The 12,319-nt window shown below is 64.7% G+C and carries 12 protein-coding genes; 7 read left to right on the forward strand and 5 right to left on the reverse strand.

Annotated elements, in window-relative coordinates; all coding sequences use genetic code 11:
- Both minD and minC read right to left on the reverse strand, forming a co-directional pair.
- On the reverse strand, window positions 1-724 hold a 724-nt coding region (minD, locus tag B3E94_RS15820), incomplete at its 3' end, for a septum site-determining protein MinD (protein ID WP_286914239.1).
- A 99-nt stretch (window positions 725-823) separates the two neighbouring features.
- Window positions 824-1,582: a septum site-determining protein MinC gene (gene minC, locus B3E94_RS15825; RefSeq protein WP_286914240.1), complete on the reverse strand. Its 759-nt coding sequence runs from the start codon at window positions 1,580-1,582 to the stop codon at window positions 824-826.
- A gap of 111 nt (window positions 1,583-1,693) precedes the next feature.
- Here minC and B3E94_RS15830 point away from each other — a divergent pair, with 111 nt between their 5' ends.
- Together B3E94_RS15830 and B3E94_RS15835 are read left to right on the forward strand one after the other, a co-directional pair.
- Entirely contained in the window at window positions 1,694-2,629 is a 936-nt protein-coding gene (locus B3E94_RS15830) for a lipid A biosynthesis lauroyl acyltransferase (RefSeq protein ID WP_176517214.1), read from the forward strand.
- Window positions 2,630-2,762: 133 nt separating this feature from the next.
- Window positions 2,763-3,905: a patatin-like phospholipase family protein gene (locus B3E94_RS15835; RefSeq protein WP_286914241.1), complete on the forward strand. Its 1,143-nt coding sequence runs from the start codon at window positions 2,763-2,765 to the stop codon at window positions 3,903-3,905.
- Window positions 3,906-4,020: 115 nt separating this feature from the next.
- Here B3E94_RS15835 and B3E94_RS15840 read toward each other — a convergent pair whose 3' ends face one another.
- On the reverse strand, window positions 4,021-4,845 hold the full coding sequence (locus tag B3E94_RS15840; protein WP_176517216.1) for an MlaA family lipoprotein: 825 nt from the start codon (window positions 4,843-4,845) through the stop codon (window positions 4,021-4,023).
- On the reverse strand, window positions 4,838-6,136 hold the full coding sequence (locus tag B3E94_RS15845) for a serine/threonine protein kinase (protein WP_176517217.1): 1,299 nt from the start codon (window positions 6,134-6,136) through the stop codon (window positions 4,838-4,840). Before B3E94_RS15845 ends, B3E94_RS15840 begins: the two co-directional genes overlap by 8 nt.
- Window positions 6,137-6,325: 189 nt before the next feature.
- Here B3E94_RS15845 and B3E94_RS15850 point away from each other — a divergent pair, with 189 nt between their 5' ends.
- Entirely contained in the window at window positions 6,326-6,694 is a 369-nt protein-coding gene (locus B3E94_RS15850; RefSeq protein WP_286914242.1) for a hypothetical protein, read from the forward strand.
- 122 nt (window positions 6,695-6,816) lie between these two features.
- Here B3E94_RS15850 and B3E94_RS15855 read toward each other — a convergent pair whose 3' ends face one another.
- On the reverse strand, window positions 6,817-8,385 hold the full coding sequence (locus tag B3E94_RS15855; protein ID WP_286914243.1) for a glycosyl hydrolase family 17 protein: 1,569 nt from the start codon (window positions 8,383-8,385) through the stop codon (window positions 6,817-6,819).
- A 193-nt stretch (window positions 8,386-8,578) separates the two neighbouring features.
- On the opposite strand from B3E94_RS15855, the gene B3E94_RS15860 reads away from it, so the two are divergent.
- The 4 genes from B3E94_RS15860 (at window position 8,579) to B3E94_RS15875 (ending at window position 12,309) form a co-directional block, all read left to right on the forward strand.
- The gene (locus B3E94_RS15860) at window positions 8,579-9,439 is read left to right on the forward strand and encodes a glycine betaine ABC transporter substrate-binding protein (RefSeq protein WP_286914244.1); all 861 of its coding nucleotides are present in this window, start codon (window positions 8,579-8,581) and stop codon (window positions 9,437-9,439) included.
- A 217-nt stretch (window positions 9,440-9,656) separates the two neighbouring features.
- Window positions 9,657-9,968 (forward strand): DUF485 domain-containing protein, encoded by a 312-nt coding sequence (locus tag B3E94_RS15865; RefSeq protein ID WP_176517221.1) that lies wholly within the window; start codon window positions 9,657-9,659, stop codon window positions 9,966-9,968.
- On the forward strand, window positions 9,965-11,629 hold the full coding sequence (locus B3E94_RS15870; protein WP_176517222.1) for a cation acetate symporter: 1,665 nt from the start codon (window positions 9,965-9,967) through the stop codon (window positions 11,627-11,629). The genes B3E94_RS15865 and B3E94_RS15870 overlap by 4 nt, the downstream gene beginning before the upstream one ends.
- A 200-nt stretch (window positions 11,630-11,829) precedes the next feature.
- Window positions 11,830-12,309, forward strand: a complete 480-nt coding sequence (locus tag B3E94_RS15875) for a CS1 type fimbrial major subunit (RefSeq protein ID WP_176517223.1) — start codon at window positions 11,830-11,832, stop codon at window positions 12,307-12,309.
- The last annotated feature ends 10 nt before the right edge of the window (window positions 12,310-12,319 follow it).

Raw genomic sequence — 12,319 nt, forward strand, 5'->3', positions numbered from 1 at the left:
CAGTGTCGCTGTACGCCTGGCCAGCATCGCTCTGGTCGTCGAGGATGACCGGAATACCTTGGTTGGATGCCTTGAGAACCGCTTGAGATTCGGGGATGACACCCAGCAGCTCGACCGAGAGGATTTCCTTGACGTCTTCGACGCCCAGCATTTCGCCTTTCTCGACCCGCTCCGGGTGGTAACGGGTGATCAGCAGATGCTCCTTGATCGGATCATCGCCTTGCTCTGCGCGACGCGACTTGCTCGACAGCAGGCCGATCATGCGGTCGGAGTCACGTACCGAGGACACTTCCGGGTTGGTCACGACGATGGCTTCATCGGCGAAGTACATCGCCAGGTGAGCACCTTTTTCGATACCGGCCGGGGAGTCGCAGACGACGAAGTCGAACTGCTCCTTGAGCTCCATCAGCACTTTCTCGACGCCTTCCTTGGTCAGCGCGTCCTTGTCGCGGGTCTGGCTGGCGGCCAGCACGAACAGGTTCTCGAGGCGCTTGTCCTTGATCAGGGCCTGTTGCAGGTTGGCTTCGCCGTTGACCACGTTGACGAAGTCGTACACCACGCGGCGCTCGCAGCCCATGATCAGGTCGAGGTTACGCAGGCCGACGTCGAAGTCGACGATGACGGTCTTGTGGCCGCGCAGTGCGAGGCCGGTGCCGATGGCGGCGCTGGTGGTGGTCTTGCCCACACCCCCCTTGCCGGAAGTAACGACGAGAATCTTGGCCAAGGTGTTTCACCCCTAAATAAGTCGGGACACGTGTCCCAGCAAAATGCAAAAAACGGCAACAGATAAAAAAGTTGCTCTAAAAATGACGGCAAGTATCCGTTAAAGACGGGTGATGTTCAACACATCACCGGACAGGCTGACTTGCACGCCGGCACCCCACAGCGGGTCGCGGCGCAGGTCCTCGCAGACCTTGTACTGCCCAGCGATGGAGACCATTTCGGCAGTCATCTGCTGGCAGAAGATACGGGCCTTGGTATTGCCCTTGATGCCGGCCAGGGCGCGGCCGCGCATGGGGCCGTACACATGGATGTTGCCATCGGCGAGAAGTTCCGCACCCGGGCTGACCGAGGCTGTGACCACCAGGTCGCCACCCTGGGCGTAGATCTGCTGGCCACCGCGCACCGGCGCGGTGATGATCCGGGTCGGGCGGATTTCCGGTTCCACCACCGGCGCCGGGGCCGGTGCAGGTTCGGGTTTCTTCACTTCAGGCTCCGGCTCCAGCGGCCGCTCGCGGGCGCCGGAGGGCGGCAGCACGGGCAGGTCGATGGCGATCGCCGCGGCGATGTCCTCGATGCGGTTGGCGCGGATGGCCAAGGTGCGCAGGCCGTGGTGGCGGCAGATGCGCATCAGCCCCGGCAGGTCGATGGCGCTTTCGTCGGCCGGCAACTTGTCCAGGGCCAGCACCAGCGGCGTGTTGCTGAAGAAGTTCGGCGCCTGGGCCACTTTCGCCGCCAGTTGGCGGTCGAGGGCTTGCAGGTCGTTGCGCCCCAGTTCCAGCACAGTGATGGCGAGCATGCTGCCCTTGAGCTGGAACACGGAGGCGGTGTCGGGTGTGTGGTTTGGGCTCATGGTCTGCATAGACGGCAAGTTGCGAAAAAAGTGCCCTGACTTATAACGATAAGACCGGTTGGCCGCAACCGGCGCAGATCCGATGTAGAATGCTCGGCCTTTGTCCTACCGGAAGCTTCAATGGAACGCCCGCGTTTTCGTCCCTATTTCCTGCACCCACGGTTCTGGGGCCTGTGGCTTGGCCTGGGCCTGCTGTGGCTGGTGGTGCAGCTGCCGTACCGGGCCCTGCTGTGGCTCGGCAGTGCCCTGGGCGCGCTGATGTACCGCGTGGCCGGCGAGCGTCGGCGCATCGCTGCGCGCAACCTGGAGCTGTGCTTCCCGGAACTGTCCGTCGACGAACGGCGCCGGTTGTTGAAGGCGAACTTCGCCTCCACCGGCATCGCCTTCTTCGAAATGGCCATGAGCTGGTGGTGGCCCAAGGCCAGGCTGGCACGCCTGGCGCACATCGAGGGCATCGAGCACCTGCAGGCGGCGCAACAGGCCGGGCAGGGCGCGATCCTCATGGCGGTGCACTTCACCACCCTGGAGATTGGCGCCGCGCTGCTGGGCCAGGCCCACACCATCGACGGCATGTACCGCGAGCACGGCAACCCGCTGTTCGACTTCATCCAGCGCAGCGGCCGCGAGCGGCACAACCTCGATTCGCTGGCGGTGGAGCGCGAGGACGTGCGCGGCATGCTCAAGCTGCTGCGCGCCGGCCGCGCCATCTGGTACGCACCGGACCAGGACTACGGCGCCAAGCAGAGCCTGTTCGTGCCGCTGTTCGGCATCCCGGCAGCCACGGTCACCGCCACCACCAAGTTCGCCCGCCTGGGCAAGGCGCAGGTCATTCCCTTCACCCAGAAGCGCCTGGAGGATGGCAGCGGCTATCGTCTGGTGATCCACCCGCCGCTCGAGGACTTCCCCGGTGAAAGCGAAGAGGCCGATTGCCTGCGCATCAACCAGTGGATCGAAGGTGTGCTGCGCGCGTGCCCCGAGCAGTATCTGTGGGCGCACCGGCGCTTCAAGTCGCGGCCCGAGGGTGCGCCGCGGCTGTATGACAAGAAAAAGCGCTGAGGGCGCGTTTGCAGGCCCGGCCCTATCGCCGGCAAGCCGGCTCCCACAGGTTTTGAAAAGTGTCGGGTAACTGTGGGAGCCGGCTTGCCGGCGATAGGGCCGGTGCTGACAACTTGAATCCAGGAAGGAATCGATGACCCCAACCACCGGCCTGATCCTCTCCGGCGGCGGCGCCCGAGCCGCCTATCAGGTCGGCGTACTGGCCGGCATCGCCGACCTGCTGCCCCCCGGCGCGGCCAACCCGTTCCCGGTCATCGTCGGCACCTCGGCCGGCGCCATCAACGCCGTGGCCCTGGCCAGCGGGGCCACGCGTTTCAGCGAGTCGGTGCAGGCGCTCACCCAGTTCTGGCAGGCCTTTCGCAGCCACCTGGTGCTGCGCAGCGACTGGCCGGGGGTGATCCGCCAGGCCAGCCGCTTCGTCGGCCATAGCCTGCTGGGCCTGGGTGGCCACGCACCGGTCGCCTTGCTCGACAGCAGCCCGCTGCGCCAGCTGCTGGAATCACGCCTGGACCTGGATGGCATCAGCCATGCCCTGGCCGCCGAGCACCTGCGCGCGGTGGCGGTGACCGCGTTCGGCTACGAATCCGGGCAGGCGGTGACCTTCTACCAGGGCCGCGGCACCATCGACCCCTGGCTGCGCCATCGGCGTATCGGCGTGCCCACGCCGCTGAGCATCGACCACCTGCTGGCCAGCGCGGCGATTCCGCTGCTGTTCGCGCCGGTGCGCCTGGGCGATGAGTACTACGGGGACGGCGCGGTGCGCCAGTCGGCGCCGATCAGCCCGGCGCTGCACCTGGGGGCCAGCCGGGTGCTGGTGGTCGGGGTCAGCGGCAACCCGCAGCGGCCGGCGCCGCCCTCGCCATCCCAGCGCGTGTTCAGCGGCCAGCAACCGAGCCTGGCGCAGATTGGTGGGCATATGCTCAACAGCACCTTCATCGACAGCCTGGAAGACGACATCGAGCTGCTGCAGCGGCTCAACCACCTCAGCCACCTGTTGCCCGCGCACCTGGATGCCCGGCGCTTGGGCCTGGCGCCGATCGAGGTGCTGGTGGTGGCGCCCAGCCAGCCGCTGGACGAGATCGCGGCGCGCCACCGGCGTGAGTTGCCGGCGGCGTTGCGCCTGTTCCTGCGTGGGCCGGGGGCGACGCGCACCAGTGGGGCGGGGGTGTTGAGCTACCTGCTGTTCGAGGCCAGCTACTGCAGCGAGCTGATCGAGCTGGGGCGGCGCGATGCGTTGGCCAAGCGCCGGGAGCTGGAGCAGTTTCTGGGGATTTGAGGGTGTTGCGGCTGGCCCTATCGCCGGCAAGCCGGCTCCCACAGGTACTGCACAGCGCTTGAAAGCTGCAGGGTACTTGTGGGAGCCGGCTTGCCGGCGATAGGGCCGCTGGCCATCACTCGGCTATCTGCAACTTGCGCGCCTGGGTATACACATACCGCACCTTCTCGTACTCGAACGGCGAGTTGAGCTGGCCATAGCGGAATTTGGTGGTATAGCGCTTGTCCACCGCCCGCAGCAGGAAGATCTCCGGGTGGTCGGTACTGGCTTCGGCCACGCCCAGGTAGTTGATCGCCTGTTCCCCGGCATAGTCCACCACCACCCCGGTGGTGTCGCGCAGGTTCGAAGGCCCCAGCACCGGCAGCATGATGTACGGCCCTTCCGGTACGCCATAGAAGCCCAGGGTCTGGCCGAAGTCTTCGCTCTGGCGCGGCAGGCCCATCTTGGTTGCCGGGTCCCACAAGCCGCCCACGCCGATGATGGTGTTGAACATCAGGCGTGCGGTGATTTCCGCCGAGCGCTTGGCCTTGAGCTGCAGCACGCTGTTGAACAAGTTGGGCACATCGCCCAGGTTGTTGAAGAAGTTGCTCACCCCGGTGCGCACGAAGCTTGGCGTCACGTACTGGTAGCCGCTCACCAGCGGCAGCAGCACCCATTGGTCGAGGCGGTAGTTGAAGTGGTAGATGCGCCGGTTCATCGACTCCAGCGGGTCGTACACGTTCAGCGCTTCCAGGGTCGAGCGCTCGAACTCGCGCTGGTCCAGCCCTGGGTTGAATTTCAGTTCGCGCAGCGGGTCGATGAAGCCGTCGGGCTCCGGTGCCAAGGGCTGCGCGGTCACTTGCGGGTCGGCTTCGATCACGCTGGCACGGGGTGCGGTTTCGGCGGCCAGGGCGTTGCCGGCAACCAGCAGGGCAGCGGCGAGGAGGCATTTGTTAACCACGGAAGAACTCCAGCATGGCGTCGCTGTTGACGCGATAGTTGAGGTTGCCGCAATGGCCGCCATGGGGGTAGAGGGTCAGGCGATCGCCGAACACCTTGCGCAGGAAACCGATATCGCCAGGGCCGAGGATGACGTCGTCGGCGTTGTGCATCACGGCGATCTTCGGGCTGTCGCGCAGGTAGTCCTCCAGCGCGTACAGGCTCACCTGGTTGACCAGCTGCAGGATGCTGTTGCCGTCGGTGCGCGCGCGCCACATCGGGATCACCTGCTCGGTCAGGTAGCAGTCGAAGTCGCACTGCAGGGCACGTTTGAAGAACGGCGTCAGGCTGCTGCCTTCGGTGATCGGAAACTTCGGCGGAATGATCAGGCCACGGCGGTTGATCAGGTCGGAGGTGAAGGCGATATCGGCCGCCGAGAAGCGGAACGAGGTGCCGATGAGCATCGCCATCTGCTCGTTGGACAAGTGCTGGCGCGACTGCTGGAAGTCGTACAGCAGGGCGTCGTTGAGGTCGATGTAGCCCTTGTCCTGGAAGTAGCGGGTGAGCTTGTTGAGCATCAGCTCGTAGAAGGTGGTGCTGCGGTCGATACCCTTGACCTGGGTCTGCACCAGCTTGTCGAGGTTGTTGATCGAGGTGTACAGGTTGACCGGCGGGTTGAGCAGCAGCACGCGCTTGAAGTTGAAGCTGCGCCGGGTTTCGTCCAGGCGGCTGACGAACGCCGCGTCCAGCGCCCCGAGGCTGTAGCCGGTGAGGTAGAACTCGCTGATCGGCAGGCGCGGGTGCTGGGCGCGCACGGCCTGCATCACCCGGTACATGTCTTCGGCGTCGTCCTGGCTGATGCCGGGGGTGGCGAAGCGCGAGGCGGCGCTCATGAAGTCCCAGCTGGTCGGCGACGACAGCTGCACCACGTGGAAACCGGCCTGGTAGAACAGCTTCTTGAGGTATTCGTTGATGCTGCTGGAGTAGGGTGCGCCGGTGCCGGCGATGAGGAAGATCAGCGGCGCCTCGTGGTCCTGGCGGGCCAGGCGGTACTTGAGCTTCTTCACCGACCAGAAGTTGTCGGGCAGGGTGAATTCGCGCTCCGGGCGCAGGTTGAGGCTGTAGTCGGACTGGTCGATTTCATCGTCGCTGGGCAGCGTCGGCCGCTGGTCGGGCGGCGTGGTGGCGATGGTCGCCTCGAACGGGTTGGTCAAGGGGAAACCGTAGCTTGCGGCGTCGATATCACGCGCCGATGCGGCTGCAGCCATGAGCAGGCCGCCAAGAAGGGCGGCAAGGCGCCAAGATCGAAGCATGTAATCCCCCAGAAGGAACAAGGTCGTGCAATACGCAGGCTAGGACCACCGGTGTGCCATCAAAGTTGCCAAGTGCGCTGGCCTTTGGTGTGCGGGTTATCTGCAACATAGCTGCAAGGCCATGATTTTGCCTTAGTGCAGGGCTTGGGCGATCATGTTTGTTTTTGCTCACCGCATTGGGAGAACTGGATGTCTCGTTCGCTGCCGGCCGCTTTGCTGCTGCTGTTTCTGGCGCTTTGGCTCGCTGCCAGTTATGGCGTGCGCTATGGCTTGATGGAGGATGGCCAGTGGGTCGGGCTGTGTAGCGCGCCTGGGGAGTACTGGCAGTGCCAGGTGCGCGCGCTGCTGGGGCTGGGGATTCATTTCCAGGTGCTGGCCTGGGCCGGGTTGGGTTTGGCCTTGCTGGCGCAGCTGGTGGCGGGCCGGGCCGGCTGGTGGTTGGCGGTGCTGGGGCTGGTGTTCGGGGTGCCGGCATTGGTCTTGTATACCGCGAGCATTGCGGTATTTGCGGTGGTGCTGGCGGGGTTGCGCCTGGTTCGGCAACCGCGGCGTGGCTGAGAGGGGCTGCTCTGCAGCCCATTCGCGGGGCAAGCCCGCTCCCACAAAGTGGACTGCTCCCGCAGGTACAGGTGATGAGGGTTCTGTGGGAGCGGGCTTGCCCCGCGAAGAAGCCGCCGCTGTCATCGCGCCTTGCGCAATCGCAGGCTGCGCCACAAGGCCGCAGTCATCAGCACACTGACCAGCGCCCAGCCCCAGGCCTGCTGATTCTCCAACCCCTCCCGATAGAGCTGTGGCATCACCCCAGCCCCCACGATAAACGCCAGCAATGCCACCTCCGCCCGCGCCGCCGGCACCGGCCGCAGCAGGTACACCACGGCCGGCAAGGCCAGCGCCGCGGTGGGGAAGCTGCGATAGCGCGGGTCGAACACCATCGCCAGCATGCTCACCGCCGCGGCAAAACCTGCCGCCAGCAACAGCCACCCGGCACGCGCCTGCAAACCGGCGAACAGCCGCTCGCGCCAGCCGGCCCGGCGCGCCAGGGCCAGCACCGCGTGGGCCAGCACCAGCAGGTTGAGCCCGGCCAGCGACACCGCCCACAGCCATTCCCCGGCAAAGCGGGCATGGGTGCGCATCAACTCGCCCCACAAGCCCAGGCAAGCTGCGCCAAACGCCGCCAGCAGCGGTAGCAGCAGGGCACTTGCAGCCGAGGCGGGGCGCCCGGCGAACACCAGCATGGCCGCCATCAGCGCCGCGCTGGCCAGCAACCACTGCGGCCAGTAGTGCAGGTTGCTCACCGGCCCTTCGAGCACGCCCTTGTCTTGCCGGTCGGCATCGAACAGCCCCCAGTAGCCGCCCACAGCCCCTTCATTGGCGCGCTTCCAGGGCTGGTCGAAGGCTTCGATCAGGTTGTAGTGCCAGCCGTTGGCCTCGGCCATGGCGACGAAGCCGCGCACGAAACGCGCTTCGTTGGCCCGGCTGGGGATGGCGGTTTCGCGCTGGCGGCCTTCGCTGGGCCAGCCGGTTTCACCGATGAAGATGTCCTTGGGCGCGAAGCGGTTGGCGAACACCTGGTGCACCTCGGCCACATGCGCCAGGGCGTCATCGATGCCGCGCGGGTCGTCTTCCCAGTAGGGCAGCAGGTGGATGGTCAGGAAGTCCACCGCCGGCGCCACCTGCGGGTGCTGCAGCCAGAACTCCCAGACATCGGCATAGGTCACCGGCACCTTGACCTGGCGCTTGACCTGGCCGATCAGCGCGGCCAGGCGCTCGCCGGTGACTTCCTTGCGCAGCAGCGCCTCGTTGCCGACGATCACCGCGCTGACCACGTCGGGGTTGGCGTTGGCCGCGTCGATCAGCAGCTGCACTTCCTTGTCGGTATCGACCGGGTTGGCATTCACCCAGGCGCCGAGCATCACCTTCAGGCCGTGCTTGCGCGCCAGCGCCGGGATTGCCTCAAGGCCGGTCATCGAATAGGTGCGGATGCACTGGAATCGCTCGGCCAAAAGCGCAAGGTCGGCGTCCATGCGTGCCGGGCGCAGGCGGAAGGGCTGGTCGTAGGGCGACTGGTCCTTGTCGAACGGGGTGTACGAGGCGCACTGCAGCTTGTGCGTGGGGCTGGCGGCGTCGGGCAGCTGCACGGGCTTGCCCAGCCCGTACCAGAGCGCCCCGAGCCCGAGCAGGGCGAGCAGGCAGGCGAGCAGGTAGAGCGGCAACAGCAGGCGGGCAGGGTTTGGCATCGGGCGGTCCATCGTCAGGCGCAAAACGGTAGATAGTAGCCCGGCGCCAAACCTTTGGCATGCAAGGATCGCGCAGAACCCAATGGCGGGGTGCCGCTAATGGCACAGTGCTGTCGCAATGGGTTGGGTACAGGTCGCAGCTGGAGCAGGTCGAGCGAAGTTGCAGGCACATGATGCAATCTCCAAGACCTGACGAGGGGATGGTTTGATGACTACGAAGAAAGTGCGACGTTTCCTGGGGGTGGGTACTGCCCTGGTATTGGCCATGAGCACTGCGCAGGCAATGGCCAAAGAGGTAAGCATCGGTTACGTGGATGGTTGGGCCGACAGCGTGGCGACCACCAACGTGGCTGCCGAAGTGATCAAGCAGAAGCTCGGCTATGACGTGAAGCTGCAGGCGGTGGCCGCAGGGATCATGTGGCAGGGCGTGGCCACCGGCAAGCTCGATGCCATGCTGTCGGCGTGGTTGCCGGTCACCCACGGCGAGTACTGGGCCAAGAACAAGGACAAGGTGGTCGACTACGGCCCCAACTTCAAGGACGCCAAGATCGGCCTGATCGTCCCCGAGTACGTCAAGGCCACCAGCATCGCCGACCTCAAGACCGACGACAGCTTCAAGCAGAAGATCGTCGGCATCGACGCAGGCTCGGGTGTGATGATCAAGACCGAGCAGGCGATCAAGGACTACGACCTCACCGGCTACAAGCTGCAGGCCAGCTCCGGCGCCGGCATGACCGCCGAACTTGGGCGCGCTTACCCCAAGCAGCAGTCGATTGCCGTGACCGGCTGGGTGCCACACTGGATGTTCGCCAAGTGGAAGTTGAAGTTCCTGGATGACCCTAAAGGGGTTTATGGCGCGGCGGAAACCGTCAACAACATCGGCAGCAAAGAGTTGGACAAGAAGGCGCCGGAAGTTGCCGCGTTCCTGAAGAAGTTCCAGTGGCAGTCCAAGGATGAGATCGGCGAAGTGATGCTGGCGATCCAGGATGGCGCCAAGCCTGAGCAGGCGGCCAAGGACTGGGTGGCCAAGCACCCGGACCGGGTCAAGGAGTGGACGGGCAAGTAACTGTTTCGAGGGCCAGTGTGGCCTTGTCGCCGGCAAGCCGGCTCCCACATTGGGGGCGCCGGCTTGCCGGCGATAAGGTCAAACTGGCCGCTACTTTGTTACTGATCCTGTAAAACAGTGTTGCATCTAAGACTAAGGTCGTCTGGTTGGCGTTCAACGGCAGCATAAAGTGACGGTGTGGGTTCCATCCCCTACCTGTGCTGCTAGGACAAAAACAATGAACGACAGCATTTACCTCTCGATACAAAACAGCCCCCGTTTCAAGGAGCTGGTCAGCAAACGCGAACGGTTCGCCTGGGTTCTCTCGGCGATCATGCTCGGCCTCTACTGCGCCTTCATCCTCCTGATCGCCTACGGTCCTCATCTGCTGGGCGCCAAGCTCAGCCCCGAGTCGTCGATTACCTGGGGCATTCCCCTGGGCGTCGGCCTGATCGTTTCGGCATTCGTCCTGACCGCCATCTACGTGCGCCGCGCCAACGGTGAATTCGATGAGCTGAACAAGGCCATCCTGAAGGAGGCGCAACAATGATTCGCCACGCCAAAGCCCTGGCCGTCCTGGCCTGCGGCGCTTTCGCACCCGCCGTGTGGGCCGCCGATGCCATCAGCGGCGAGGTGCAGAAACAGCCGCTTAACATTTCCGCGATCGCCATGTTCGTGGCCTTCGTCGCCTTCACCCTGGGCATCACCTACTGGGCCTCCAAGCGCAACAAGTCGGCCGCCGACTACTACGCCGCCGGCGGCAAGATCACCGGTTTCCAGAACGGCCTGGCGATTGCCGGCGACTACATGTCGGCGGCCTCGTTCCTGGGTATTTCCGCGCTGGTGTTCACCTCCGGCTACGACGGCCTGATCTACTCGATCGGCTTTCTGGTCGGCTGGCCGATCATCCTCTTCCTGATCGCCGAACGCCTGCGCAACCTGGGCAAGTACACCTTTGCCGACGTGGCCTCGTACCGCCTCGGGCAAAAGGAAATCCGCACCCTGTCGGCCTCTGGCTCGCTGGTGGTGGTGGCCTTCTACCTGATCGCGCAGATGGTCGGCGCCGGCAAGCTGATCGAGCTGCTGTTCGGCCTGGACTACCACGTGGCGGTGATCCTGGTGGGCATCCTGATGTGCCTGTACGTGCTGTTCGGCGGCATGCTGGCCACCACCTGGGTGCAGATCATCAAGGCGGTGCTGCTGCTCTCCGGTGCCAGCTTCATGGCGCTGATGGTGATGAAGCACGTGGGCTTCGACTTCAACACGCTGTTCTCCGAGGCGATCAAGGTGCACGCCAAGGGCGAGGCGATCATGAGCCCGGGCGGCCTGGTCAAGGACCCGATCTCGGCCTTCTCCCTGGGCCTGGCGCTGATGTTCGGTACCGCTGGCCTGCCGCACATCCTGATGCGCTTCTTCACCGTCAGTGACGCCAAGGAGGCGCGCAAGAGCGTGCTCTACGCCACCGGCTTCATCGGCTATTTCTACATCCTGACCTTCATCATCGGCTTCGGCGCGATCCTGCTGGTCAGCACCAACCCGGACTTCAAGGACGCCGCCGGCGCCCTGCTGGGCGGCAACAACATGGCGGCGGTGCACCTGGCCGATGCCGTGGGTGGCAGCATCTTCCTCGGCTTCATCTCGGCGGTGGCCTTCGCCACCATCCTGGCGGTGGTGGCCGGCCTGACCCTGGCCGGTGCCTCGGCGGTGTCCCATGACCTGTACGCCAGCGTATGGCGCAAGGGCAAGGCCAACGACAAGGACGAGATCCGCGTGTCGAAGATCACCACCGTCGCCCTGGGCGTGCTGGCGATCGGCCTGGGCATCCTGTTCGAGAAGCAGAACATCGCCTTCATGGTGGGCCTGGCGTTCTCCATCGCCGCCAGCTGCAACTTCCCGGTGCTGCTGCTTTCGATGTACTGGAAGAAACTGACCACCCGCGGCGCCATGATCGGCGGCTGGCTGGGCTTGATCAGTGCAGTGACGCTGATGATCCTCGGCCCGACCATCTGGGTGCAGATCCTCGGCCACGAGAAGCCCATCTACCCCTACGAGTACCCGGCGCTGTTCTCGATGGCCATCGCCTTCGTCAGCATCTGGTTCTTCTCGGTCACCGACAAGTCCAAGGCGGCCGACGACGAGCGTGCGCTGTTCTACCCGCAGTTCGTCCGTTCGCAAACCGGCCTTGGGGCCAGTGGCGCGGTTTCGCACTGATACCTGGCTGCACCTGAACCACGCCCCGGCTTGCCGGGGCGTTGTCGTTTCTGGGTGGTGGCATTTTGCATCGCTTGGGAAATTTCTTACATTCGCTGGGAACGGTCTTACTCAACGCACCTGGGCAACCACGAATAATTCGCCTTGCCAACTGCAATAACGCAGTTGCGCCAACACCCCCCTTTCAAGGAGATCTATTCGTGAAACGTCTTTTCATGGCCCTTCCCCTGGCATTGTTCACCGCCGCCGCCGCCCATGCCGCTGACCCCATCGAAAAGCAGGTTCAAGTCACTGCCCAGGTACCGACCGACAGCTTCTACGTTGAGCCGGTGGGCGGCAACTGGATGAACGACCCGCAGGAACTCGCCTGGAACTCGTTCCGCAGCGAGCTGCAACCGGTCAGCAAGCAGCTGCAGGTCAAGAGCACCATCGGCCCGATCTCGGCCTACCTGCTGTCGCCTGCAGCCATCACCAGTGGCGTCAACAGCATCGGCCTGGATGTGAAAGTGGCCGACACCACCCTGTCCACCACCCCCACCGAAGTGATCTCGCAAGCCCAGGCTGCACCGGGCGCGCTGGTTGGCTTCGAGATCGCCGCTCAAGCGGCACCTTCCACCGGCTATGTACCGGGCAGCTACCAGGGCCTTGTCAGCATGATGTTCGAAACCGCCGCGCCGTAAGGCCTGCGAC

Source organism: Pseudomonas sp. UBA6315 (assembly GCF_002438125.1).
GTDB classification, from domain to species: Bacteria; Pseudomonadota; Gammaproteobacteria; order Pseudomonadales; family Pseudomonadaceae; genus Aquipseudomonas; species Aquipseudomonas faucium.

Excerpts from the sequence above, each read along its gene's own strand:
- minC (WP_286914240.1), bottom strand. The coding sequence starts at position 1,582 with ATGCAGACCATGAGCCCAAACCACACACCCGACACCGCCTCCGTGTTC.
- B3E94_RS15830 (WP_176517214.1), top strand. The coding sequence starts at position 1,694 with ATGGAACGCCCGCGTTTTCGTCCCTATTTCCTGCACCCACGGTTCTGG.
- B3E94_RS15835 (WP_286914241.1), top strand. The coding sequence starts at position 2,763 with ATGACCCCAACCACCGGCCTGATCCTCTCCGGCGGCGGCGCCCGAGCC.
- B3E94_RS15845 (WP_176517217.1), bottom strand. The coding sequence starts at position 6,136 with ATGCTTCGATCTTGGCGCCTTGCCGCCCTTCTTGGCGGCCTGCTCATG.
- B3E94_RS15850 (WP_286914242.1), top strand. The coding sequence starts at position 6,326 with ATGTCTCGTTCGCTGCCGGCCGCTTTGCTGCTGCTGTTTCTGGCGCTT.
- B3E94_RS15855 (WP_286914243.1), bottom strand. The coding sequence starts at position 8,385 with ATGGACCGCCCGATGCCAAACCCTGCCCGCCTGCTGTTGCCGCTCTAC.
- B3E94_RS15865 (WP_176517221.1), top strand. The coding sequence starts at position 9,657 with ATGAACGACAGCATTTACCTCTCGATACAAAACAGCCCCCGTTTCAAG.
- B3E94_RS15870 (WP_176517222.1), top strand. The coding sequence starts at position 9,965 with ATGATTCGCCACGCCAAAGCCCTGGCCGTCCTGGCCTGCGGCGCTTTC.